The organism is Nocardia sp. NPDC046473, from assembly GCF_040645995.1.
Taxonomy (GTDB): domain Bacteria; phylum Actinomycetota; class Actinomycetes; order Mycobacteriales; family Mycobacteriaceae; genus Nocardia.
The window spans coordinates 547,660-569,426 of record NZ_JBEYZJ010000006.1 but is presented as its reverse complement, the minus strand read 5'-3'; the positions used below and the strand labels follow the sequence as shown (position 1 = coordinate 569,426).

Annotated in this window: 26 protein-coding genes and 4 tRNA genes; 10 read left to right on the top strand and 20 right to left on the bottom strand. The window is 66.0% G+C overall.

The annotated features are described in order from the left end of the window. Positions 1-65: 65 nt before the first annotated feature. The 5 genes from ABZ942_RS24280 to rplJ all read right to left on the bottom strand — a co-directional run bounded on the left by ABZ942_RS24280 (position 66) and on the right by rplJ (position 4,055). A complete protein-coding gene (locus ABZ942_RS24280; protein WP_223884852.1) occupies positions 66-830 on the bottom strand; it encodes an ABC transporter permease in 765 nt (254 codons plus the stop codon). Between the two features lie 105 nt (positions 831-935). Next, positions 936-1,643, bottom strand: coding sequence for an ABC transporter permease (locus ABZ942_RS24275; protein ID WP_357385903.1), 708 nt, complete (start codon positions 1,641-1,643; stop codon positions 936-938). A gap of 98 nt (positions 1,644-1,741) precedes the next feature. Next, complete coding sequence (locus tag ABZ942_RS24270) at positions 1,742-2,818, bottom strand: ABC transporter ATP-binding protein (protein ID WP_357385575.1); 1,077 nt, start codon at positions 2,816-2,818, stop codon at positions 1,742-1,744. A 241-nt stretch (positions 2,819-3,059) separates the two neighbouring features. After that, the gene (gene rplL / locus ABZ942_RS24265) at positions 3,060-3,440 is read right to left on the bottom strand and encodes a 50S ribosomal protein L7/L12 (protein WP_357385573.1); all 381 of its coding nucleotides are present in this window, start codon (positions 3,438-3,440) and stop codon (positions 3,060-3,062) included. Between the two features lie 66 nt (positions 3,441-3,506). Next, positions 3,507-4,055, bottom strand: coding sequence for a 50S ribosomal protein L10 (rplJ, locus tag ABZ942_RS24260; protein ID WP_357385571.1), 549 nt, complete (start codon positions 4,053-4,055; stop codon positions 3,507-3,509). Between the two features lie 412 nt (positions 4,056-4,467). On the opposite strand from rplJ, the gene ABZ942_RS24255 reads away from it, so the two are divergent. Continuing rightward, positions 4,468-6,090, top strand: coding sequence for an MFS transporter (locus ABZ942_RS24255; RefSeq protein WP_357385569.1), 1,623 nt, complete (start codon positions 4,468-4,470; stop codon positions 6,088-6,090). 54 nt (positions 6,091-6,144) lie between these two features. Here ABZ942_RS24255 and ABZ942_RS24250 read toward each other — a convergent pair whose 3' ends face one another. The 11 genes from ABZ942_RS24250 to ABZ942_RS24200 all read right to left on the bottom strand — a co-directional run bounded on the left by ABZ942_RS24250 (position 6,145) and on the right by ABZ942_RS24200 (position 11,905). Beyond that, the gene (locus ABZ942_RS24250) at positions 6,145-6,675 is read right to left on the bottom strand and encodes an NAD(P)H-dependent oxidoreductase (protein WP_357385567.1); all 531 of its coding nucleotides are present in this window, start codon (positions 6,673-6,675) and stop codon (positions 6,145-6,147) included. A gap of 144 nt (positions 6,676-6,819) precedes the next feature. Further along, positions 6,820-7,533, bottom strand: a complete 714-nt coding sequence (gene rplA / locus ABZ942_RS24245) for a 50S ribosomal protein L1 (protein ID WP_357385565.1) — start codon at positions 7,531-7,533, stop codon at positions 6,820-6,822. Between the two features lie 76 nt (positions 7,534-7,609). Beyond that, the gene (gene rplK, locus ABZ942_RS24240; protein WP_150399757.1) at positions 7,610-8,044 is read right to left on the bottom strand and encodes a 50S ribosomal protein L11; all 435 of its coding nucleotides are present in this window, start codon (positions 8,042-8,044) and stop codon (positions 7,610-7,612) included. 96 nt (positions 8,045-8,140) lie between these two features. Next, positions 8,141-8,911: a transcription termination/antitermination protein NusG gene (gene nusG, locus ABZ942_RS24235; protein WP_357385901.1), complete on the bottom strand. Its 771-nt coding sequence runs from the start codon at positions 8,909-8,911 to the stop codon at positions 8,141-8,143. Positions 8,912-9,114: 203 nt separating this feature from the next. Next, entirely contained in the window at positions 9,115-9,501 is a 387-nt protein-coding gene (gene secE / locus ABZ942_RS24230) for a preprotein translocase subunit SecE (RefSeq protein ID WP_357385563.1), read from the bottom strand. 29 nt (positions 9,502-9,530) lie between these two features. Further along, positions 9,531-9,603, bottom strand: a tRNA-Trp gene (locus ABZ942_RS24225). 227 nt (positions 9,604-9,830) lie between these two features. Then, positions 9,831-10,889: a fused (3R)-hydroxyacyl-ACP dehydratase subunits HadA/HadB gene (locus ABZ942_RS24220; RefSeq protein WP_357385899.1), complete on the bottom strand. Its 1,059-nt coding sequence runs from the start codon at positions 10,887-10,889 to the stop codon at positions 9,831-9,833. Positions 10,890-11,160: 271 nt separating this feature from the next. Continuing rightward, positions 11,161-11,331 carry a 50S ribosomal protein L33 gene (gene rpmG, locus ABZ942_RS24215; RefSeq protein ID WP_014988500.1) on the bottom strand — a complete coding sequence of 57 codons (171 nt, stop codon included), beginning with the start codon at positions 11,329-11,331 and terminating at the stop codon, positions 11,161-11,163. A gap of 41 nt (positions 11,332-11,372) precedes the next feature. Further along, positions 11,373-11,448 (bottom strand) — tRNA-Met (locus ABZ942_RS24210). Between the two features lie 90 nt (positions 11,449-11,538). Continuing rightward, positions 11,539-11,611 (bottom strand) — tRNA-Thr (locus ABZ942_RS24205). Between the two features lie 211 nt (positions 11,612-11,822). Then, positions 11,823-11,905: transfer RNA gene (locus ABZ942_RS24200), tRNA-Tyr, on the bottom strand. A 164-nt stretch (positions 11,906-12,069) separates the two neighbouring features. Between ABZ942_RS24200 and ABZ942_RS24195 the strand changes: the two genes are divergently transcribed. Continuing rightward, on the top strand, positions 12,070-12,561 hold the full coding sequence (locus ABZ942_RS24195; RefSeq protein ID WP_357385561.1) for a YajQ family cyclic di-GMP-binding protein: 492 nt from the start codon (positions 12,070-12,072) through the stop codon (positions 12,559-12,561). Positions 12,562-12,581: 20 nt separating this feature from the next. Then, positions 12,582-13,055, top strand: coding sequence for a MarR family transcriptional regulator (locus tag ABZ942_RS24190; RefSeq protein WP_357385559.1), 474 nt, complete (start codon positions 12,582-12,584; stop codon positions 13,053-13,055). On the opposite strand, the gene htpX is transcribed toward ABZ942_RS24190, so the two are convergent. Together htpX and ABZ942_RS24180 are read right to left on the bottom strand one after the other, a co-directional pair. Then, on the bottom strand, positions 13,049-13,924 hold the full coding sequence (htpX, locus tag ABZ942_RS24185; protein ID WP_357385556.1) for a zinc metalloprotease HtpX: 876 nt from the start codon (positions 13,922-13,924) through the stop codon (positions 13,049-13,051). The genes ABZ942_RS24190 and htpX overlap by 7 nt on opposite strands. Positions 13,925-14,163: 239 nt before the next feature. Beyond that, the gene (locus tag ABZ942_RS24180) at positions 14,164-15,186 is read right to left on the bottom strand and encodes a polyprenyl synthetase family protein (RefSeq protein WP_357385554.1); all 1,023 of its coding nucleotides are present in this window, start codon (positions 15,184-15,186) and stop codon (positions 14,164-14,166) included. Positions 15,187-15,380: 194 nt separating this feature from the next. Between ABZ942_RS24180 and ABZ942_RS24175 the strand changes: the two genes are divergently transcribed. The 3 genes from ABZ942_RS24175 to ABZ942_RS24165 all read left to right on the top strand — a co-directional run bounded on the left by ABZ942_RS24175 (position 15,381) and on the right by ABZ942_RS24165 (position 17,642). Beyond that, positions 15,381-16,646 carry a geranylgeranyl reductase family protein gene (locus ABZ942_RS24175; protein ID WP_357385552.1) on the top strand — a complete coding sequence of 422 codons (1,266 nt, stop codon included), beginning with the start codon at positions 15,381-15,383 and terminating at the stop codon, positions 16,644-16,646. Positions 16,647-16,725: 79 nt separating this feature from the next. Next, positions 16,726-17,151: an AraC family transcriptional regulator gene (locus tag ABZ942_RS24170; protein WP_357385550.1), complete on the top strand. Its 426-nt coding sequence runs from the start codon at positions 16,726-16,728 to the stop codon at positions 17,149-17,151. 53 nt (positions 17,152-17,204) lie between these two features. Next, positions 17,205-17,642, top strand: coding sequence for a VOC family protein (locus tag ABZ942_RS24165; protein WP_357385548.1), 438 nt, complete (start codon positions 17,205-17,207; stop codon positions 17,640-17,642). A 93-nt stretch (positions 17,643-17,735) separates the two neighbouring features. Here the strand turns inward: ABZ942_RS24165 and ABZ942_RS24160 are convergent, their stop codons facing one another. Beyond that, a complete protein-coding gene (locus ABZ942_RS24160; protein ID WP_357385546.1) occupies positions 17,736-18,242 on the bottom strand; it encodes a DUF2505 domain-containing protein in 507 nt (168 codons plus the stop codon). Positions 18,243-18,281: 39 nt separating this feature from the next. On the opposite strand from ABZ942_RS24160, the gene ABZ942_RS24155 reads away from it, so the two are divergent. Beyond that, on the top strand, positions 18,282-18,734 hold the full coding sequence (locus tag ABZ942_RS24155) for a DUF3592 domain-containing protein (protein WP_357385545.1): 453 nt from the start codon (positions 18,282-18,284) through the stop codon (positions 18,732-18,734). A gap of 1 nt (position 18,735) precedes the next feature. Here the strand turns inward: ABZ942_RS24155 and ABZ942_RS24150 are convergent, their stop codons facing one another. Then, entirely contained in the window at positions 18,736-19,101 is a 366-nt protein-coding gene (locus ABZ942_RS24150; protein WP_357385543.1) for a cupin domain-containing protein, read from the bottom strand. Between the two features lie 56 nt (positions 19,102-19,157). Here ABZ942_RS24150 and ABZ942_RS24145 point away from each other — a divergent pair, with 56 nt between their 5' ends. The 3 genes from ABZ942_RS24145 to ABZ942_RS24135 all read left to right on the top strand — a co-directional run bounded on the left by ABZ942_RS24145 (position 19,158) and on the right by ABZ942_RS24135 (position 21,745). After that, on the top strand, positions 19,158-19,625 hold the full coding sequence (locus ABZ942_RS24145) for a MarR family transcriptional regulator (protein WP_357385541.1): 468 nt from the start codon (positions 19,158-19,160) through the stop codon (positions 19,623-19,625). 92 nt (positions 19,626-19,717) lie between these two features. Continuing rightward, a complete protein-coding gene (locus tag ABZ942_RS24140) occupies positions 19,718-20,857 on the top strand; it encodes a glycosyltransferase family 1 protein (RefSeq protein ID WP_357385539.1) in 1,140 nt (379 codons plus the stop codon). Positions 20,858-21,040: 183 nt separating this feature from the next. Continuing rightward, a complete protein-coding gene (locus tag ABZ942_RS24135) occupies positions 21,041-21,745 on the top strand; it encodes a demethylmenaquinone methyltransferase (protein WP_357385897.1) in 705 nt (234 codons plus the stop codon). Positions 21,746-21,767: the final 22 nt, after the last annotated feature.

Below are 21,767 nucleotides of genomic sequence, written 5' to 3'. Positions count from 1 at the left end.
CTCGCTGGCGCTCGGTTCCGTCATTCCCCGGGACGCTGTGTCATTGATTCGCTCGCTGCGCTCGCTCATCCGGCCACCCGCACCGTCGTCGTAGTCCCCCAAATAGCAAGGCTGAGGAAGAAATCGAGCACGTTCACCAGCACGATCGCGGCACGCACCGCGCGGCCGACAGCGACGCCGACACCGGCCGGTCCGCCGGTGGCGTGGAAGCCGTAGTAGCAGTGCACCATGATGATCACGAACGCGAACACCAGCACCTTGACGAACGAATAGAGCACGTCTTCAGGTGGTAGGAACAGGCTGAAGTAGTGGTCGTAGGACCCGCTGGATTGCCCGTTGAACCAGATGCTGATCATCCGCGACGCCAGGAACGTGCCGAGCAGGCCGACGATGTACAGCGGGATCACCGCGAGGAAGCCGGCGATGACCCGGGTGGTGACCAGGAACGGCACGCCGGGCACCGCCATCACCTCGAGCGCGTCGATCTCCTCGGAGATCCGCATGGCGCCGAGCTGCGCGGTGAACCCACAGCCCACCGTCGCCGACAGCGCCAAAGCCGCGACCAGCGGCGCGATTTCGCGGGTGTTGATGTAGGCGGTGAGGAAGCCGGTGAGCACGGAGCTGCCGAGCGCGTCCAGCGCCTTGAAGCCCTGCAGGCCGACGACCACGCCGACCGACCCGGACATGAACACGATGACGCCGATGGTGCCGCCGATCACCGCGAGCGCGCCGCTGCCGAAGGTCACCTCGGCCAGCAGCCGCATGACCTCCTTGCGGTAATGCACTGCGGTGCGCGGGATCCAGGCGATGGCGCGCGTGTAGAACGACATCTGCTCGCCGGCCCGATCGATCACCTTCAGCGGTGAGCGCGCGATACTGCCCGCCCGGCGAAGCGATTTGGCGAGAGCGGGGTTGCGGTACTGAGTGGCCACCGGTCAGGCGCCCTTGGCCGGGACGACCTGCAGGTACACCAGGGTGAGGATGAGGTTCACGAAGAACAGCACCAAGAACGTGATCACCACGGACTGGTTCACCGCTTCACCAACTCCCTTCGGGCCACCTTTGGGGTGCAACCCCTTATACGAGGCGATCACGCCGGCTATCAGACCGAACACCAGCGCCTTGAACTCGCCGATCCACAGGTCCGGCAGCTGCGCGAGGGCGGAGAACGACGCGAGGTACGCGCCGGGCGTGCCGCCCTGCAGCAGCACATTGAAGAAGTAACCGCCCGCGATGCCGACCACCGAGACCAAGCCGTTCAGCAGCAGCGCAACCACCGTCATGCCGAGCACGCGCGGCACAACCAGCTTGTGCACCGGATCGACGCCGAGCACTTCCAGCGCGTCGATCTCCTCACGGATGGTGCGCGAGCCGAGGTCGGCGGCGACCGCCGAACCGGCCGCGCCCGCGATGATCAGCGCCGTGACAATCGGCGCCGCCTGCTGCACGGTGGCGAGCACACTTGTTGCGCCGGTGAAGGATTCAGCACCGAGCTGTTTGATCAACGAGCCGGTCTGCAGCGCGACGACCGCGCCGAAGGGGATGGCGACCAGTGCGCTGGGCAGGATCGAGACACTCGCGATGAACCACGACTGCTCGATGAACTCCCGCCACTCGAACGGCCGGCGAAACGTCTTGCGCATCACGTCTACGAACAGCGCAAAGATGTTGCCGGCCTGGCCGAACCCCGACTCCAGTGGAGTCCGCAATCGCGCCAGGGAGGAATTCACGATCGCAGATGTTACCCGTTAGTTGTGTTGTGTGAAGTAGTGGCTTCATACGCGCCGCCCTGGTAACCACCCTGGTCGCTGTTGTTGTACGCGAGCACCTGCGTCTCGTCGTTCTGATCAAGTGATTCGCGAATCGCGGTCTGGGCCGCGTGCGGCAGCGTGTGCATGATCTCGCGGACGCGTTCCTTGCGGCGCCGCACGGCCTGCCGAACCGGCATGCCGGGGGTCGCCTGCATCTGCGGGATGATGCCCTCGATCTCCTCGGCGCCACCGTGGTGATGGCCACCGTCGAACATCGCCTGCTCGCGCGCCATCTGGGCCTCGTCCTTCTCCTCGGACATGCCGATCGGGCCCTGCATGCGTCCGTTGAGGAACTGCTTGACCACCGGCTCGTCGGAGGTCAGCAGGACCTCGCGCGGGCCGAACATGACCAGCTGGCGGCGGAACATCATGCCGATGTTGTCCGGCACGGTGCGGGCCAGGTTGATGTTGTGCGTGACGATCAGGATGGTGGCGTCGATCTGCGCGTTGATGTCGATCAGCAGCTGGCTGATGTAGGCGGTGCGCACCGGGTCGAGGCCGGAGTCCGGCTCGTCGACGAGGATGATCTGCGGGTCGAGCACGAGGGCACGGGCCAGCCCGGCCCGCTTGCGCATACCGCCGGAGATCTCACCGGGCAGCTTGCCTTCGGCCCCGAGCAGACCGGTCAGCTCCAGCTTCTCCATGACGATCTTGCGAATGTCGGATTCCGACTTCTTCGTGTGCTCACGAAGCGGGAACGCGACGTTGTCGAAGAGGTTCATGGATCCGAACAGCGCGCCGTCCTGGAACAGCACGCCGAAGAGCTTTCGGATCTCGTAGAGCTCCTTGTTGGAGCAGGTGGTGATATCGGTGTCGCCGATGTAGATCGAGCCGCGCTCCGGGCGCAGCAGGCCGATCAGCGACTTCAGAAAGACTGACTTGCCGGTACCCGACGGGCCGAGCAATGCGCTGACCTCACCGGTCGGCAAGGTCAGGGAGACATCCTGCCAAATTCGCTGGGATCCGAAGGACTTGGTAATGCCTTCGGTTCTGACCTCGACGCCCACGCCAACCTCCACAATTTCTCAGCGAGCTGCCCACCAGCTAACCGCGTGCTCGGTCTCGCGGTGTGTCACGTCACAGTGGGTCGGGCCACTGTATCCCAAGAGCGAGACGGGGCACACCCCAACCTGACTGAAGAGTAACCCCGTTTCATTCGCTATTTCCGGATTGTTGGCGCAGGTCGCCACAAATAGCAAACGGGCGGCCCCCGAAGTGGGGACCGCCCGTCGGCGATTCGGTCAGGAATTACTTGACCGAGACCTTGGCGCCGGCCTCTTCCAGCTTCGCCTTGGCAGCCTCGGCGGCATCCTTGGCAACCTTCTCCAGGATGGCCTTCGGCGCGCCCTCGACGAGGTCCTTGGCTTCCTTCAGACCCAGGCCGGAGACGATCTCGCGGACCACCTTGATGACCTGGATCTTCTTGTCGCCCGCACCCTCGAGGATGACGTCGAACTCGTCCTGCTCTTCGACGGCCTCGGCGGCCGCACCCGGGCCGGCCGGACCGGCGACGGCGACCGGAGCAGCGGCGGTGACCTCGAACTTCTCTTCGAACTTCTTGACGAAGTCCGACAGCTCGAGCAGGGTCATGTTGCCGAAGGTCTCCAGCAGTTCGTCAACGTTGGCCATGATGTTGTTCCTTTCGGTAGTTGTTGTCTATGAGGGCGAGCCGCGCGCGATTCACCCGCATGGGGGTTATTCAGCGGCAGCGGCGGGTTCGCCACCGGCTTCGGCCTGCTTCTTCTCCACGAGCGCGGCGGCAAGGCGAGCCACCTGCGACGCGGGAGCGTTGAACAGACCGGCGGCCTTCGCCATGTTGCCCTTCATCGCACCGGCCAGCTTGGCCAGCAGGACCTCGCGGGACTCCAGGTCGGCGATCTTCTCGACCTCGGACACGGACAGCGGTGCGCCGTCCATGTAGCCGCCCTTGATGATGAGCGCCTTGTTTTCCTTCGCGAAGGTCTTGAGGGCCTTCGCCGCGGTGACAGGCTCGCCGCTGATGAAGGTGATCGCGGTCGGTCCGACGAACAGGTCGTCGAGGCCTTCCACGCCCGCCTCGGCAGCAGCGCGCTTGACCAGGGTGTTCTTGGCGACGGAGTACGTGGCCTCGGCGCCGAGCGCACGTCGCAGTTCGGTGAGCTTGCCGACCGACAGACCACGGTATTCCGTGACAACGGTGGCAGTCGAGCTCTTGAACTGCTCGGTGATCTCCTCGACCGCGGTAACCTTCTCGGGTTTTGCCATACTTCGCCTCCTCTCTGATGGTCGGTATGTAACGAACTACCGATCATGGGGACGGCGACAAAACAAACGCCCCGGACGCAAGGCGTTCCGGGGCGCACAAATAACTCACGGCCTCGGTTCTCCCTGCGTGGGCCGCCGGCAATGTCGCCGGACCTTCGACCGAGCCCATGCGGGCTCGACGACCAACGGTCTTCGGTAGAACGGATTGGGTAGGAATCGAACTGGTCGATAACTGTTGTCCAATGTACCCGGACCCACCCCCATCTGCCAAAACGGGGTGGGGCTGAGGCGAATCGGGACCATTCAGCGCCCGATTCGATGTGTCAACCGTCACAGTCGACCCATCCATGTGGCCGAGATCGCGGCTTGAAGGTGTTACCAACAGTGACAGTTACTGTTTGACTGCTGAACTATGGCAACCTCCATAGTCGATCCACCGGTGCTGCTGGAACGACGTAACCAGCGCTTTCTCGCCTTGGCCGTGATCTGCCTCGCCGAGCTGCTAGTCGTCCTGGACAACACCATCGTGAACGTGGCACTGCCCTCGATCGGAGTGCAGCTGCGCACCGGCGTCAGCGGCCTGCAATGGGTCGTCGACGCGTACACCCTCACCTTCGCGGGCCTGTTGCTCGCCTTCGGCAATCTCGGCGACCGGCTCGGCCGCCGCCGGGTCATGATGGTCGGCCTGGTCGGCGTCGGCGCCATGTCGGTGGCGGGCGCGCTGTCCGGCTCGATGGGCGGCGTGATCGCCGCACGCGCCGCGATGGGCGTGTTCGCCGCCGCCGTCTTCCCGGCGACGCTCGCGCTGATCATCAACATCTTCCACGACAAACGCGAACGGGCCCTTGCCATTGCCGCGTGGACCGCGATGGCCGGGTTCGCCATCGCGATCGGCCCGATCTCCGGCGGCTGGCTGCTGGAACACTTCACCTGGCACTCGGTCTTCTGGATCAACGTGCCGCTCGCGCTCGTCGCGCTCGCCGCCACCCTGCTCTGGGTGCCCGAATCACGCTCCTCGCAGGTCGGCAAGCTCGATCTGCCCGGCATCGCGCTGTCCATCGCGGGCATCACGCTGGTGGTCTGGTCCATCATCGAGGCGCCGCGCTTCGGCTGGCTCTCCTCGACGACCTTGGGCACCGGCGGGCTCGGCCTCGCGCTGGTTATCGCGTTCGTGGTCTGGGAATTGCGCACTGCCGCACCGATTCTCGATATGACACTGTTCCGCAATCGGCGATTCTCGATGCCCGCCTTGTCGATTGCGATCTGCTACTTCTCGATGTTCGGCTTTCTTTTCCTCATCACCCAGTATTTCCAAGGCGTGCGTGAATACACACCGCTCGAATTCGGTATCGCCTCACTGCCTTTCGCGTTCTCGGTGGCGATCGGCGCACCGATTGCCACCCTGCTCGCCCAGCGATTCGGGCCGACGCCGGTTATTGTGACCGGCCTGTTGAGTACCGGACTCGGGCTGTATCTAGGTGGTCAGGTAACGGTGGACAGTCCGTATGTCACCGACGTGCTGCCCGCCATGGTGTTCATGGCGCTCGGCGTCGGCATCGTGCAGGGACCGGCCACCGAATCGATCATGGGCTCGCTGCCGCTCAACGAGGCGGGCGCCGGGTCGGCGGTCAACGACACCACCCGCGAGATCGGCGGCACCCTCGGCGTCGCGGTGCTCGGCTCGATCGTGGCGTCGTACTACACGACCCGGATCGCCCCGCGCATCGACGCGCTGCCCGCCGGCCTGATGAACGACAACGAGAAGGGGCTGGTGAAGTCCAGTCCGCTCAGCGTGCTGGAGATCCGCAAGCGCCCGCTTCCCCAGTTCTTCGAGAGCCAGCGCGAAAACCTCATCGTCGCCATGAAAACCGCCGCACTGGAGGGCTCGCACACCGCCTCGCTGGTCGCGGCGGCCGCGGTGGTGGTGTGCGCGATCGTGGTGGCGATGTTCCTGCCCTGGGGCGTGCCGGACGGCGAGTCGGTGTTGCTCGGCTGGCGCAAAGCCGGGGAACCTCAAGAGGATTCGACCAGCTGACCCACGCAGCCGATGGCGGGCCGGGATCCGATCGGGTCTCGGCCCGCGTCGTGCTCAGGTCGAGGCCCTGGCGACCAGATTGTGCAGCGCTTCGATTGCGCCGCTGCGGAATTCGGCGGTAGCGACCAGACCGTCCGGTCCGACGTCGTCCCGGCCGACCGGCAACCGAGCACAGATGTCGGGGTCCACGTCGGCGCCCACGTAGCCGAGGACGAGCGCCAAGGTCGCGGCCGCGCCGTCACCACGGCCGAGCGCGGCCACATTGATCCAGGCGGTCGGCTTCTCGTAGAGATCGGCATTGCCGACGGTCCAGTCGAGCAGGTTCTTCAGGCTGCCCGGCAACGTGCCCGCGTACTCCGGGGAGCAGAACAGCACCGCGTCGGCCTGCGAAAGCTGTTCGCGCAGTGCGAGAACCGACGGATGTCCGGTGCCGTCCTCGTCCGGGTTGAAGGCAGGCAGGTCGGCGAGGCCGTCGAACCACCGCGCCTCGATGCCGTCGGCGGCGAGCGCCTGGACCGTGCGCAAGGCCGCGGAATTGGTCGAAGCACTGCGCGTGCTCCCGGAGATGAGCAGGACAACCGTCATCTCAGGGCCAACGATCCCGCGCCCGGAATTAGTCCGATCCCGCGAACGCGCAAGGGCGGGAACGCGATTCGCGTTCCCGCCCGTGCGGACGTGCTCAGGTGCTACTTAAGGAGCCGGCCCTTTCGAGCGACCTGCAAGCAGTCGCTACGCGTCCTCGTCGAGGAGGTTGCGGGTGCGGTTCGGGTCCACCGGGATGCCCGGTCCGGTGTTCGTCGAAACCGTCACCTTCTTGACGTAGCGGCCCTTGGCGGTCGACGGCTTCACACGCAGGATCTCCTCCAGCGCGGCGCCGTAGTTCTCCACCAGCGCGGCATCGGCGAAGGAGGCCTTGCCGATGACGAAGTGCAGGTTGGCCTGCTTGTCGACGCGGAAGTTGATCTTTCCGCCCTTGATCTCGTTGACGGCCTTGGTCACGTCGTTGGTGACCGTGCCCGTCTTCGGGTTCGGCATCAGGCCACGCGGTCCGAGGACACGCGCGATCCGGCCGACCTTGGCCATCTGGTCCGGGGTGGCGATCGCGGCGTCGAATTCGAGCCAGCCGCCCTGGATCCGCTCGATCAGGTCCTCGGCGCCGACGGCGTCCGCACCGGCGGCCTCGGCCTCGGCGGCCTTCTCGCCGGCCGCGAACACGATGACGCGGGCGGTCTTACCGGTGCCGTGCGGCAGGTTGACCGTGCCGCGAACCATCTGGTCGGCCTTGCGGGGATCGACGCCGAGACGGACGGCGACCTCGACGGTCGCGTCGGTTTTGGTGGTCGCGGTCTCCTTGGCCAGCCGCGCGGCGGCGAGCGGGGAGTACAGCGCGTCGCGATCGACCTTCTCGGCCGCGGCGAGATACGCCTTGCTTCGTTTTGCCATGATTCTCTGTCCTTAGTTTCTGGTTTCAGCCGTGGTTATCGGGCCTGGCCGGCCCTCCCACCGTGAGCGGATGTGCTCAGCCTTCGACGGTGATACCCATCGAACGGGCGGTACCCGCGATGATCTTCGCTGCCTGGTCGATGTCCTTGGCGTTCAGATCTTCGGCCTTGGTCTTGGCGATCTCCCGGACCTGGTCCATGGTGATCTTCGCGACCTTGGTCTTGTGCGGCTCAGCCGAACCCTTCTGCACACCGGCGGCCTTGAGCAGCAGCCGAGCGGCGGGCGGGGTCTTCAGCTTGAAGTCGAACGAGCGATCTTCGTACACCGAGATCTCGACCGGGATGACGTTGCCACGCTGCGACTCGGTCGCGGCGTTGTACGCCTTGCAGAACTCCATGATGTTCACGCCGTGCTGACCGAGCGCGGGACCCACCGGAGGGGCGGGGTTCGCCTGGCCGGCCTGGATCTGAAGCTTGATGATCCCGGCGAGCTTCTTCTTCTTGGGGGGCATCTTTCTTTCCTAGGTGTCTGTTTTCCTTGCTCTTTGCAAGTCCTGGTGAATCAACCCGTGGTCCGGGCCGATTCATTCCGTCGAGGACGGAACGTCTTAGATCTTCGCGACCTGGGTGAAGCCGAGCTCCACCGGGGTCTCGCGGCCGAAGATCGACACGAGCACCTTGAGCTTCTGCTGCTCGGCGTTGACCTCGGAGATGCTGGCGGGCAGCGTCGCGAACGGGCCGTCCATCACGGTGACCGACTCGCCGACCTCGAAGTCGACCTCGATGGTCGGCTTGGACACCGACTCGGCGGAAGAATCGCCCGAACCCGCGGCACCGGCGGCGGCAGGCGCCTTCTTCTGCTGGGCGGCGGGGACGAGGAACTTCACCACGTCGTCGATGGACAGCGGCGACGGCCGCGAGGTGGCGCCGACGAAGCCGGTGACACCCGGGGTGTTGCGCACCGCGCCCCACGACTCGTCGTTGAGTTCCATCCGGACCAGGATGTAGCCGGGCAGCACCTTGCGGTTGACGTTCTTGCGCTGGCCGTTCTTGATCTCGGTGACCTCTTCGGTCGGCACCTCGACCTGGAAGATGTACTCCTCCAGGTCCAGGTTCTGCACGCGGGTCTCGAGGTTGGCCTTCACCTTGTTCTCGTAACCGGCGTAGGAGTGGATGACGTACCAGTCGCCAGGGGCGCGACGCAGCGCGGACTTCATCTCCGCGACCGGGTCGGCGGGCGCTTCGTCGATCGGAGCGGCGGCGGCAGCGGCCTCGTCTTCGGTCTCCGACTCGGCGACCTCGGCGTCAGCGGCGTCCTCGGAGTCCACGTCCTCGGAGTCTTCGACGGTCGCGGCGTCTTCGGTCGTGGGATCCACCACCGCGTCCTCGACCGGGAACTCTTCGTTTGTGTCGTTCTCCGGGGTGCTCACTGGGGCACTCGCTTCCTGTGTCGTCACGTACATCCTCTGCGTGCCGGGGCCGGGCGCGCGGCGGAATTACTCCGCCCGGGTCCGCCCCGGAGATCGGCCGGCGGGCTGACCCTTTCGAGCGACCTGCAAGCAGTCGCAAGCGCTGGCTTCTGCTAGCCGAACAGCCAGTTGACACCCTTGATGAACGCGATATCCAACCCGCTGATGAACGCGACCATGAAAATCACGAACACCAGAACAACGCTCGTATAGGTGACCATCTGCTTCCGATTGGGCCAGATCACCTTGCGCAGTTCCGCGACTACTTCACGCAGGAACTTGATCAAACGCTTGAACGGATTACGCGTTCCGCGTTCGGCCCGATCGGTCTTGGCTGCCTTGCGCGACGTAGGTCGATCCAGAGTGGCGACCGAACCCGTGTCGGACGACGCACCGCGAGTCCGCCGGGCAGAACGCTTGCCACTCGGACGAGCTACTCCGGCGGAGTCATCGCCGTCGTCGGTCGCATGCGCGCCCAGGCGATCTTCCCGCTCGCTCACGTCGATCCTTTCGTCGCTGGCATCCAGGGCAGGGGCGACAGGACTTGAACCTGCAACCTGCGGTTTTGGAGACCGCTGCTCTGCCAGTTGAGCTACGCCCCTTCGGTTGGATCCGTGTTGGCCGTCCAACCACTGTTCGGTATTCAGTTGTTCAGTTCTGGTGTCACACAACACGCGCGCCACTCCGGCAGTTGCCGGCCCCTCGGCGAAATCCTTGCGGATTCGCTTGGAACCAGCCCTACAGAGCAGCGCGCAGCGGCTGGTGACCCCAGAAATCTGAGTGTACGTTACCGCCCACGTCGTTAGCCAATCAGGGTCAAGCGACCAGGTCAGGCCAGTTGGACGGTTGCCGTCGCGCGCCCGAAGATCTTGCGTCCCGCCGACTTCGCCACGATGGCGACGACCGCGGTCCGCGTCTCCGGATCCACAGACTTCACCTTACCGGTGTATTCGATCTCGGCGGCCTCATCGGTCCCCACATAGACCGGGCTGGTGAAGCGGACGTTGTACTCCTTGACCGCGCCGGGATCGCCGACCCAGGAGGTGACGAAACCGCCGCCGAGGCCCATGGTGAGCATGCCGTGCGCGACCACGTCTTCCAGATCGACGAGCTTGACGACCTCGTCGCTCCAGTGGATCGGGTTGGCATCGCCGGACACACCGGCGTAGTTCACCAGGTCACCACGGGTCAGCCGGACGACGCGGGTGGGCAGCTCGTCGCCGGCCGCGATGTCGTCGAAGTTGATGGCGCGCTTGCTCGGCGCGACCTCGGGCACCTTGGCGGCGACCACGGGGGCCGGGGCGTTGGCGCGCGGCCGATGGTCCGGCGCGTCTTCGCCGATGCCGTGCATCAGCACGTTGCGGACCACATCGTTGAGGTTCGGGTCGATATCGCCGCCGCTGCGGCCGATCAGCGTGGTGTAGGTGGTGAGCACCAGCTCGTCGTTCTGCGCGGTGACGATGTTCTTGGTGACGATGATGTCGCCGCCGAAGGCCTGCCGGAACGAATGCAGGTAGACGTCGCAGACCAGCTGATCGCCGACCTTGATCGGCCGGTGGAATTCCAGGATCTGGTCGGTCTGCAGGATCTGGCTCAGGTCGTAGCCGGTGACAATCTGCTCGAAGAGCTTGCGCTGGGCCAGAATGCCGACCAGGGAGATGAAGGTCAGCGGCGCGAGCAGGCCGTCGTAGCCGTACTCCTGCGCGAGGTCCTCGTCCCAGTGCACCGGGTGGTAGTCCTGCACAGCGCGCGCGTATTCGCGCACCTTCTCGCGGCCGACCTCGTAGTAGTCGTCGACGCGGTAGTGGTGACCAACCATCGAGGCCGCGTGTGCTGCGGGGTCGAAGGTGTCGACCGCCTGAACCGCTTCGTCTGTACCGGTGTTGATTGTCACGGGTGGACTGTACCTATCTGACCCCGAATTCGGAGTCGGCGGAGCGTCTACGGCTGCGCCTCGCTGACGCTCGGCTCCGCCGTAACCGCTCGGGCGGCTGTATCCATGGTTCGCTCGCTGCGCTCCCTCACATACCGCGTCACCCGACCGATGAAATGCGTCAGGGCCGGACAAACGTCCGGCCCTCGCACTGTCACGATCCGAGATTGTCGAGAGCGATCAGGCTCTCGACGCCGATCCACGCGGCAGCATCACGCGTGGCGGACTAGCGGGATTCTTTATGTCCCCGGTGCGTGCCGCAGTTCGGGCAGAACTTCTTGAGTTCCAGCCGATCCGGGTCGTTGCGCCGGTTCTTCTTGGTGATGTAGTTGCGGTGCTTGCACTGCTCGCAGGCCAAGGTGATCTTTGGCCGGACATCGGTGGACTTCGCGGCCACGATATTCCTTCTTTCGGGTCAACCAGTTGGTCTGATCGGTTTGGTAGCGATGGCCGGACTTGAACCGGCGACACAACGATTATGAGTCGTTTGCTCTACCGACTGAGCTACACCGCCACGGGGTCGCATTGCTGTAGTGCCGCGCCCGGCCCCACCGGAGTGGGAACTATATGCGATGCCGAGTCGGTCACCACCGGCAATCCGGCGAGCCCCCTAACGGAATCGAACCGTTGACCTTTTCCTTACCATGGAAACGCTCTGCCGACTGAGCTAAGGGGGCATGACTACTTCCGCACCAGGCTCCGAACACCCGACCCCGGCGCGGCGAAGTCTTGAACGAGGTTACACACCCAAGGGTCAGAGCTCCAAACCGGGTGGTCAGAAGCCTTTTCGAGGGACCTTCCGGCACCCGAGGAGCGAGTGCCGGTGCTGGAGGGCCGCAAACGAAAAAACCCCCGCGGATCGAAAGTTCGATCCGCGGGGGCTTCGGGTGGCAGATGTAGGATTCGAACCTACGTAGGCTTTCGCCGACGGATTTACAGTCCGCTCCCATTGGCCGCTCGGGCAATCTGCCGTGCACTGAGTGCGGAGAGCAGAATACAACGGACCCGCACCCTGAATGCAAACCGGCTGGCCATCGGCCATGCGGCGGGACTACGGTCGCGCTCCGGGGTACAACTAACGGTGACCGATCAACCGGTCGAGCGAGCAGTTGGACCGTCAGGACAGGAGCGAAGTGTGGCCGATTCGTCATTCGATGTCGTCAGCAAGGTCGAACGTCAGGAGGTCGACAACGCGCTGCATCAGGCGGAGAAGGAGCTGACCACCCGCTACGACTTCCGCAACACCGGCGCGGCCATCGAGTGGTCCGGCGAGGACAAGATCGTGCTGACGGCCGAGGCCGAGGAGCGGGTCAAGGCGGCGTTGGATGTGTTCAAGGAGAAGCTGATTCGCCGCGACATCTCGCTCAAGGCGTTCGACGCCGGCGAGCCGGTCGCCTCCGGCAAGACCTACAAGATCACCGGAACGCTGGTGCAGGGCATCGACACCGAGCACGCGAAGAAGATCACCAAGAAGATCCGCGACGAGGGCCCCAAGGGCGTCAAGGCGCAGATCCAGGGTGAGGAACTGCGGGTGAGCAGCAAGAAGCGCGACGATCTGCAAGCGGTGATATCGCTGTTGAAGGGCGAGGATTTCGGCATCGCCCTGCAGTTCGTCAACTACCGATAGCGAGCTCGCGGGTACCGGCGATGTCGACCGAACAGCAGCGGGGCGGAATCGACGTCGACGCGGGGATCCGCACGCTGCTGCTGCTCATGCCACGGGTTGTCGGGCGCGCCAAGCGATTACGGGTCCCGGAGGAACTCCGGGAGTTCGCGCTCGCGCCCCGGCACCTGTCGCTGCTGGCGATCCTGGTTTTCGAAGGTCCGAAGGCGGTGAACGACCTCGCCGCGCGGCTGGAGGTCGCGCCGACAACCGTGAGCTTGATGGTGAGCGAACTGAGTCGCGACGGGCTGCTCGAGCGCACCGCCGACGACCGCGACCGCCGCCGCAAGATCGTGGGAATCGCTGCGGCACATACGGATTCGGTCAACGAATGGCTCGGCGGCAGTGTCCGCGCCTGGCGCAGAGTGCTCGAACCGCTGACACCGGAACAACGCCAACTGTTCGTCGACACCTTCCGCGCATTCGAGGCAGAGCTCGCCGCCGAACACCCTCAGTAGTTCTTCGCGCCGCCCGCCATTTCCTCGAGGCGAGCGATGCGCTCGGCCATCGGCGGATGCGTGGAGAACCAGCGGGCGGCGCGCTCACCCGCGCGGAACGGGTTGGCGATCATCAGGTGTGACTGAGCGGTCAATTGCGGCTCAGGCGGCAAGGGGGCGGCCTGCACGCCGCGCTCCAGCTTGCGCAGGGCCGAGGCGAGGGCGAGCGGGTCGCCGGTGAGCTCGGCGCCGGACTGGTCCGCCTGGAATTCCCGGGAGCGGGAGACGGCCAGCTTGATCAGGCTCGCGGCGATCGGGCCGAGCAGCGAGACGAGCAGCACGCCGAGCATGTTCGGGCCCTCGCCGTTGCGGTTGCCGCCGAACGCGGACGCGAAGAAGGCCAGGTTGGCCAGGCCGGAGATGACCGCGGCGAGCGCGCCGGCGACCGAGGAGATCAGGATGTCGCGGTTGTAGACGTGCGATAGCTCGTGGCCGAGCACCGCGCGTAGCTCGCGCTCATCGAGGATCTGCAGGATGCCGCTGGTACAGCAGACCGCGGCGTGCCGTGGACTGCGGCCGGTGGCGAAGGCGTTGGGCGCGTTGGTCGGGCTGATGTAGAGCCGCGGCATGGGCTGGCGTGCGGTGGTCGCCAGCTCGCGCACGATCCGGTAGATCACCGGCGCCTCCAGCTCGCTGACCGGCTGCGCGTGCATGGCCTTCAACGCGAGCTTGTCGCTGTTGAAGTACGCATACGCGTTCATGCCGACCGCCAGCACGATAGCGATGATCAGGATCGTCGGACTGCGGAACAGCGCACCGGCGAACACGATCAACGCCGAAAGGCCGGTCATCAACCCGAACGTCTTCAGTCCGTTCGCATACCCGTGCATGTCCGCCTCTCCGCGTCTCTAGGCCAGACTCGACTGCCACGAGATTGACGTCGGCGCCCGGCGGTAGAAGCCCGTGTCAGTAAGCCCGTCCCCGGCGAGTTACCCATGTGCTCACCAGATCAGCTGTCACTTCGAGCTCCAAAACCACATCGACTCTCATCGAGAGCATCACACGAGGTCAACGAGGACAGCAGAGCAAAGGTTCCTGATCGGAACGTAGCCATTGCTACCCACGTAACTCAGCCGACACGCTCGATCGTGTAGCGAACCAGGTGTTCGAGGGCGTCGTTGGCCGGTCCCGCGGGCAAGGCGGAGAGTTCGGCGTGCGCGATATCGGCGTAGCCCTGCAGCTTCTCCTTGGCCAGCACCATGCCGCGCGAGCGGGACAGCAGGTCGAGCGCCTCGTCCACCTCCGCGTCGGTCTGCAGCGGGTTGGCGAGCAGCTTGCGCAGGCGGTCGCCCTCGGCGCCCTCGTCGCGCAGCGCGTACAGCACCGGCAGCGTGTGCACGCCCTCACGCAGGTCGGTACCGGGCGTCTTGCCGGACTGTTCGGCGGCCGAGGAGATGTCGATGATGTCGTCGGAGATCTGGAAGGCGGTGCCGACCGCGTCGCCGAGCCGGGCCAGCCGCTCGACGTGGTCGAGGCTCGCGCCGGAGAAGGTGCCGCCGAATCGACCGGAGGCCGCGATGAGCGAGCCGGTCTTCTCCCAGACGACGCGCAGGTAGTGCTCGACCGGGTCCTGGGATTCGCGGGCACCCATGGTCTCGCGCATCTGACCGGTGACCAGCTCGGCGAAGGTTTCGGCGATGATCCGCACGGCATCCGGGCCGAGGGTCGAGGTGAGCCGCGATGCGTGCGCGAACAGGTAGTCGCCCGCGAGGATCGCGATGTTGTTGCCCCAGCGGGAATTCACGCTCGGGGCGCCGCGGCGCATGGTGGCCTCGTCCATCACGTCGTCGTGGTACAGCGTCGCCAGGTGCACGAGTTCCACGACGGTGCCCGCGGTGATCAGCGCGGGATCGGTCGGGCGCGGGCCGAGCTGGCCGGTGAGGATGGTGAACAGCGGACGGAACCGCTTGCCGCCGGCCCTGGCCAGGTGCAGCGCCGCCTCCTGCAGGAATTCCTCGCCGTCGGACAGCTCGGTGACCAGGAGCTTCTCGACCTCTTCCAGGCCGTTGCGCACGGTTGCCGCGAGCTCGACGTCGACGAGGTCGACCCCGGCCACCACCGTGCTCTCGTCCTTCACAGCCGATGTGCTCATTTCTTCTCCCACCGATCCGTCCGACCCCACGATAGAGAACCTAGCGTGTCCCCAGCCGATGGCCCATGAACACCATCACTATGCGGTGTATCAGACACTTTTGCACGCTGCCGTCCGCGCGCCTCGCCACGCCGCAGCACCGGTGACGCGCCCGCCGTCGACACGAACAAGATTGCCCTGCAAGTATTGAGACCATGGGTTCACCGGAAGTCACCCCCGCGAGCGGGGACGCGCTGCCCGCCAGGGCCGAGGTGCTCGTGATCGGCGCGGGCCCGGCCGGTTCCGCGTCGGCGGCCTGGGCCGCGCGGGCCGGTCGCGACGTGGTGCTGCTCGACTCCGCCGTCTTCCCCAGGGACAAGACCTGCGGCGATGGGCTGACCCCGCGCGCGACGGCCGAAATGGAACACCTCGGCCTCGGCGACTGGCTGCGCGCGCACACCGTCAACCACGGCCTGCGGATGACCGGTTTCGGCAGGGAGGCGCTGCTGCCGTGGCCCGCCGGTTCCTTTCCGACCTACGGAAGTGCCGTTCCCCGAACCGAACTCGACGACAAGCTGCGCGAGACCGCGATGAAGTCCGGCGCGCGGATGATCGACGGCACGAAGGTGGTCGATGTCACGCGCGACGGTGACCGCGTCACGGGTGTGATCGTGCGGACAGCGGCGGGCACGCACACCATCGAGTGCGCGACGCTCGTCGTCGCCGACGGCGTGCGCTCGCCGATCGGACGGCTACTCGGCCGCACCTGGCATCGCCAGTACGCCTACGGCACGGCGGCCCGCGCGTACATCAAGTCCGGCCGCAGCGACGACCAGTGGATCACCTCGCATCTCGAACTGCGCGACGCCGACAATGTGCTGGTCCCCGGCTACGGCTGGGTGTTCCCGCTCGGCAACGGTGAGGTCAATATCGGGGTCGGTTCGCTGGCCACCGAGAAACGGCCGTCGCACATCGCGTTGAAGCCGTTGCTGGAGCACTACACGAAGCTGCGTTTCGATGAGTGGGAGTTCGAGGGTTCGTTGCGCGCGGTGGCCTCGGCGCTGCTGCCGATGGGCGGCGCGGTGTCGAATGTGGCCGGGCGCAACTGGGTGCTGGTCGGCGATGCCGCGGGTTGTGTGAATCCGTTGAACGGCGAGGGTATCGATTACGGCCTGGAGGGCGGGCACATGTTGGCCGGGCTGCTCGACGAGCCGGACCTCACCCGTGTCTGGCCCGGGCTGCTGCGCGCGAAATATGGCCGCACGTTCTCGGTGGCGCGCCGGATTGCCGGGCTGGCCACCCATCCGCGGATGGTGCCGGTCGGCGGGCCGCCGGTGATGCGGTCGAAGTACTTGCAGCGCACGGCGGTTCGGGTGATGGGCAATCTGGTCACCGACGAGGACGTGGACCTGACCGCGCGAGCGTGGCGGGCGGCCGGGCGGATGTCGATGCGCACCGACGACCTGCCACCCTTTTCCTGACGCCAGGACCTGCGGTTCCCCGAACGCACCGGCGGTAGGCTGACGCTTGCCTTGCCCACGCGACGACGGGTTCTCAACCATGGGCGGACAACACGGTGGATTGCCCGCACTGTATTTGCTGCCGCATCTGCGGCGGGCGCGCGATCTCGCGGATCGACAGTATGCCGACCCGCTGCGTCTCGATGAATTAGCCGCTGCCGCAGGGGTTTCCAAGTATCACTTCCTGCGGGCGTTCGCCGCGGTCTACGGGCTGACGCCGGCCGCGTATCTGGCGGAGCGGCGGATCGAGCGCGCGCAGGACCTGCTGCGTTCGTCCAATGTCACGGTCACCGAGGTGTGCATGCTGGTCGGGTACAGCAGCCTCGGTTCGTTCAGCAGCAAATTCCGTCAGCTGGTCGGCGTCACGCCCTCGGAGTATCAGGCGAAGTTCGCCGACGGGGCGCCGCGCATACCCGGGTGTTATGTGTTCATGCACGGCCTCAGCGACCGCAAACGAGACGGCTGAGATCCCGCAATTTCGGAGAAGCCCCCCGGCGCCGCCGCCCATAGCCTGGTCGCATGACAACGATCACGAACGTCTCCCTGGTCACCGTGTACGTCACCGACCAGGATGAAGCCAAGCAGTGGTACCTCGACAAGCTGGGTTTCGTCGAGGTCACCGATATCACCATGGGCGACAACGGGTTCCGCTGGGTCACCGTCGCGCACCCGGCGCACCCGGAGCTCGAGGTGACGTTGATGGTCCCCGGCCCGCCGCTGGACGACAATCTGGCCGACGCCATCCGCCGCGCGCTCGCGAACGGCACGCACGGCGCGCTCGGGCTGCGCACCGAGAATTGCCAGAAAACCTTCGAGGAACTCACCGCGAAGGGTGTCGAGTTCGTTCAGCCGCCCGCGGAACGGCCCTACGGCACCGAGGCGATCATCCGGGACAACTCCGGGAACTGGCTGGTGCTGGTGCAGCAGAAGGAGTACTCCCCCGCCGACTTCGAGTAGCCGAGCGGCCCGCCGTCCCGGTGCGGACCGGGACGGCGGGGCGGGGCCTGGTTCAGGCAGACCTTTGCTGAATCAGGCAGGGCCTCGACTGGATCAGGCAGTCGCCTGAGCGGCGACCCACTCCTCGATGAACGTGCGCTCGCTGTTGAGCACGCGATGGTGCAGCTGCTCGGCCAGCGGTTCGATGGCGCCGCCGACCACCGGCACCTTGACCTGCACGGTGCCGACCACCTCGATCTCGGAGCCCTCTGCGGTCGAACGCATTTCGTAGGTGCCCGACATCTCGGTGGCGATGCCGGTGGTCGCGCCCTTGAACGAGCCCTTGGCGACCTCGCCGGCCAGGGCCGCCCAGTTGTCGGTGCGCTCGAGCGTGAGCTGGCTCTTCAGCACCTTGCTCACCACGCTCGGAATCTTGTCCTCGGAAGCCTTTTCGGTCATGTGGATGCGGATGGTGTCGGCACCGTCGGGATGGGAAAGGTCCAATGTTGCGGTCTCGGCGTCGGCGAAACGCGCCTGCCAGACCTTGTCGTCGGTAAGTGCCCGGTGAAGATCTTCGACCGGGACGGCATAAGGCACGGTGAAGCTGAATTTTCGGGACATGCGCGACACCGTATCCGAGTCGGTCGGTAGCCTGTTGCAGTGTTGGAAACCACCCAGTCTGATCGGCGGTCGATCCGCCTGCGGCGGGCCAGGATCAGCGTGCTCACGGCGGCGGCGGTGGTCAGCGTGCTCGTCGTGCTGCTGGTGTGCGCGGCCTGGCGCAACGACTACCTGATCAGCTCGGACAAGGGTGTGGCCAGCGCCGAGGTGCTCTCCGCAGGGCGGCTGCGCTCGGCGGTCATGTACGTGACCCCGGACGGGGAGACCCACAATCCGAAGGTCGGCGTGCTGTATCCGACCAATCTCACTGCGGGTGAGCGCATCCGGGTCGAGTACAACCGCGCCGATCCCGATCTGGTGCGGGTGGAGGGACGCGATGTCCGCGTTGCCATTCCCCCCGCCCTGTCGGTGATCGTGGTGGTGTGGCTGATCGCGTTGCCGACGCTGTGGCTGCTGGCCCGGCTCGGCAGGCGACGCCCGAAATCGAGCTGAACTACTGCGCCCACGGCGGCGACAGCCTGCTGCCATCGGGCATGACGGCCTCGAAACCCGCGGCGATCGCGATGAACGCCTCGGCCGGTTCGTCGCCAGGGTTACCCACCGCGATGGGGCTGCCCGCGGGCACCACCACGACATCCCCCGCCGCCAGCAGCTGACCGCTGACGTCGAGTTTTCCGGCGACGACCATGAAGATCTCGTCGCGATCGAGCACGTGCGACCCGTCCGGCCGGTGCCGCGGCGCGACGGTGAGCCGCCAGGTACAGACCTCGGCCGAACCGCGGCTCGGCGAAGCCATGGCGGTGAACTGCGCGCCGGGCATCTCGAAACGCGGTGCGTCGGCGGCTTTGATGACGAGCATGTGACTCCTAGATAGACAAGTAAGCTTGTTCAAGTTTGCTTGTCTATCATGACGGTATGACGGCACCATCGCAAGACCTGGATTTCGGCATCCTGCTCGGCCTCGGTTATCAGCAGTTCGTGCGCGAGCTCCGCGAAACCGTGTCGGCACAGGGTTTCGCGGACACCGGGCGTTCCGACGGATACGTGCTGCGCTCGCTCGCGCGCAAGCCGATGAACATCAGCGAACTGGCCGAACGCCTGGAGATCACCAAGCAGGGCGCCGCGCAGATCGTCGACGACATGCAACGCCGCGGCTACCTCGAACGGCGCGACGACCCGGCCGATCGACGGGCCAAACTGCTGTACCCGACCACACGCGGCAACGAGCTGCTCAGTACCGCAAAGAAATTCCATCGCCGCTACGAGCAGCGCCTGATCCGCGAACACGGCGCCGAGGCCGTCGCCGTGCTGCGCACCGTGCTCGGCGCGATCGCCACCGAGGAGGGCATGGCCGATCCCCGGTTCCACGCTTTCGGCATGTGAACCGCCGATCGGCCCGAGGTGTTCGCTCGATCTTTAGGTTTCCTTAACGCCCATGTGGCGGCACGGCGCGCTGTGGCGGTCACCCTGAGAGGGTGCGTGTAGCGATCGTTGCGGAGTCGTTTCTGCCGAATATGAACGGCGTGGTCAACTCGGTGCTGCGGGTGGTCGACCACTTGGACCGGCACGGCCACGACGCGTTGATCATCGCGCCGGACACCCCGCGTGGGTTGCCGCCCGCCGCGCGCTGGCACGAGCGGTTCCGGGTGCACCGGGTGCCCGCGGTGATGGTGCCGAAGATCAGTTCGCTGCCGGTGGGGCTGCCGCAGCCCGGCATCGTCTCGGCCATCGAGGATTTCGACGCGGACGTGGTGCATCTGGCCTCGCCGTTCCTGCTCGGGGCCGGCGGTCTCGGGGCGGCGATGCGGTTGGATCTGCCGACGGTGGCGGTGTATCAGACCGATGTCGCCGGGTTCGCCAAGAGTTACGGGCTGGCGCTGGCCAGCCGGGCGGCGTGGGCCTGGACGCGACGCATCCACGAGGGGGCGACCAGGACACTGGCGCCGTCCCGGGCGGCCGCGGACGACCTGGCACAGCACGGCATTCCGCGCGTGCACCGCTGGGGACGTGGCGTGGACATCGACCGGTTCAACCCGGCTGCGCGGCGCACGGAACTGCGCGACTCCTGGCTGGACGGCGACAAGCTGGTGGTCGGCTTCGTCGGACGACTCGCGCCGGAGAAGCACGTCGAGCGGCTCGCCGTGCTCGGCAACGACCCGGACATCCAGTTGGTGATCGTCGGGGACGGGCCGGAACGGGACCGGCTCGCGCGAATGATGCCGACCGCCGTGTTCACCGGCGAGCTCGGCGGTGACACCCTGGCCCAGGCGTACGCGAGCCTGGACGTGATGGTGCACGCGGGCGAGCACGAAACCTTCTGCCAGGGCGTGCAGGAGGCCCTGGCCTGCGGCATCCCGGTGATCGGCCCGGACGCGGGCGGCCCGCGTGACCTGATCGCGCACTGTCGCAACGGTTATCTGCTCCCGGTCGACCGTTTCACCGAACTGCTGCCGAGTGCCGTTGCGGCACTACATGATCCGGTATTGCGGGCCCGATTCGCCGGTGCCGCACGCAAATCGGTGCTGCATCGCACCTGGCCCGCCATCTGCACCGAACTGATGGGGCACTACGCGGACGTCACCGGCACCCGAATGCGGCTTCCGCATACGGCATAAAGAGGCCCTATTCCGCAACCGATTGCCGCGCAGCGGCCGATCGGAAAGTCGCAAATGATCTCGTGAGAACATGGGTAACTCGTCGGGCACGCCCAGAAATGCGGCGCACCGGACGCAAGACCTGTACGCGACTCAGGAGGCACCCGACTTGTATGGCCTAAAGACGCGGAGAGACGGATGAGCGTGGCGAAAACAGAATCGACCAGGGCTTCGTTGGACAAGCAGCCGCACGAGGTTGCGTCGATGTTCGATGGTGTCGCGCGCCGGTATGACCTGACCAACACGGTGATCTCCGGTGGCCAGGATCGCTACTGGCGGTGGGCGGTGCGCAAGGCGCTGGCGCCACGGCCGGGCGAGCGGGTGCTCGACCTCGCGGCGGGCACGGGGGTGTCCACCCTCGATCTGGCGAAGTCCGGTGCCTGGTGCCTGGCCGCCGACTTCTCCCAGGGCATGCTGGCCGCGGGTAAGCACCGCAAGGTGCCGATGGTGGCGGCCGATGCGATGGCATTGCCGTTCGCCGACGAGTCGTTCGACGCGGTGACCATCTCCTACGGGCTGCGCAATGTCGCCGATCCGGACACCGCGCTGCGCGAGATGCTGCGGGTCACCAAGCCGGGCGGGCGGCTGGTCATCGCCGAGTTCTCCACGCCGATCGTGCCGGGATTCCGGACGGTGTACATGGAATACCTGATGAAGGCGCTGCCGAAGGTGGCCCGCGCGGTCAGCAGCAATCCCGACGCGTATGTCTATCTCGCGGAATCGATTCGGGCCTGGCCGAACCAGCGGCAACTGGCGCTGCGGATCGCCGACACCGGGTGGTCCTCGGTGAAGTGGCGTAATCTGACGGGCGGGATCGTCGCATTGCACCGGGCGTACAAGCTCGGCTGACCAGCGATCTCCGTCACACCTC

What these genes read in the sequence shown, in the direction of transcription:
- ABZ942_RS24160 (WP_357385546.1), bottom strand. Translation starts at nt 18,242, where the DNA reads ATGTCCCGAAAATTCAGCTTCACCGTGCCTTATGCCGTCCCGGTCGAA.
- ABZ942_RS24165 (WP_357385548.1), top strand. Translation starts at nt 17,205, where the DNA reads ATGACAACGATCACGAACGTCTCCCTGGTCACCGTGTACGTCACCGAC.
- ABZ942_RS24170 (WP_357385550.1), top strand. Translation starts at nt 16,726, where the DNA reads ATGGGCGGACAACACGGTGGATTGCCCGCACTGTATTTGCTGCCGCAT.
- ABZ942_RS24275 (WP_357385903.1), bottom strand. Translation starts at nt 1,643, where the DNA reads ATGCGCAAGACGTTTCGCCGGCCGTTCGAGTGGCGGGAGTTCATCGAG.
- ABZ942_RS24150 (WP_357385543.1), bottom strand. Translation starts at nt 19,101, where the DNA reads ATGCTCGTCATCAAAGCCGCCGACGCACCGCGTTTCGAGATGCCCGGC.
- rplK (WP_150399757.1), bottom strand. Translation starts at nt 8,044, where the DNA reads ATGCCCCCCAAGAAGAAGAAGCTCGCCGGGATCATCAAGCTTCAGATC.
- ABZ942_RS24280 (WP_223884852.1), bottom strand. Translation starts at nt 830, where the DNA reads ATGTCGTTCTACACGCGCGCCATCGCCTGGATCCCGCGCACCGCAGTG.
- rplJ (WP_357385571.1), bottom strand. Translation starts at nt 4,055, where the DNA reads ATGGCAAAACCCGAGAAGGTTACCGCGGTCGAGGAGATCACCGAGCAG.
- ABZ942_RS24190 (WP_357385559.1), top strand. Translation starts at nt 12,582, where the DNA reads ATGTCGACCGAACAGCAGCGGGGCGGAATCGACGTCGACGCGGGGATC.
- htpX (WP_357385556.1), bottom strand. Translation starts at nt 13,924, where the DNA reads ATGCACGGGTATGCGAACGGACTGAAGACGTTCGGGTTGATGACCGGC.
- ABZ942_RS24180 (WP_357385554.1), bottom strand. Translation starts at nt 15,186, where the DNA reads ATGAGCACATCGGCTGTGAAGGACGAGAGCACGGTGGTGGCCGGGGTC.
- rplL (WP_357385573.1), bottom strand. Translation starts at nt 3,440, where the DNA reads ATGGCCAACGTTGACGAACTGCTGGAGACCTTCGGCAACATGACCCTG.
- ABZ942_RS24175 (WP_357385552.1), top strand. Translation starts at nt 15,381, where the DNA reads ATGGGTTCACCGGAAGTCACCCCCGCGAGCGGGGACGCGCTGCCCGCC.
- ABZ942_RS24255 (WP_357385569.1), top strand. Translation starts at nt 4,468, where the DNA reads ATGGCAACCTCCATAGTCGATCCACCGGTGCTGCTGGAACGACGTAAC.
- rplA (WP_357385565.1), bottom strand. Translation starts at nt 7,533, where the DNA reads ATGGCAAAACGAAGCAAGGCGTATCTCGCCGCGGCCGAGAAGGTCGAT.
- ABZ942_RS24145 (WP_357385541.1), top strand. Translation starts at nt 19,158, where the DNA reads ATGACGGCACCATCGCAAGACCTGGATTTCGGCATCCTGCTCGGCCTC.
- ABZ942_RS24250 (WP_357385567.1), bottom strand. Translation starts at nt 6,675, where the DNA reads ATGACGGTTGTCCTGCTCATCTCCGGGAGCACGCGCAGTGCTTCGACC.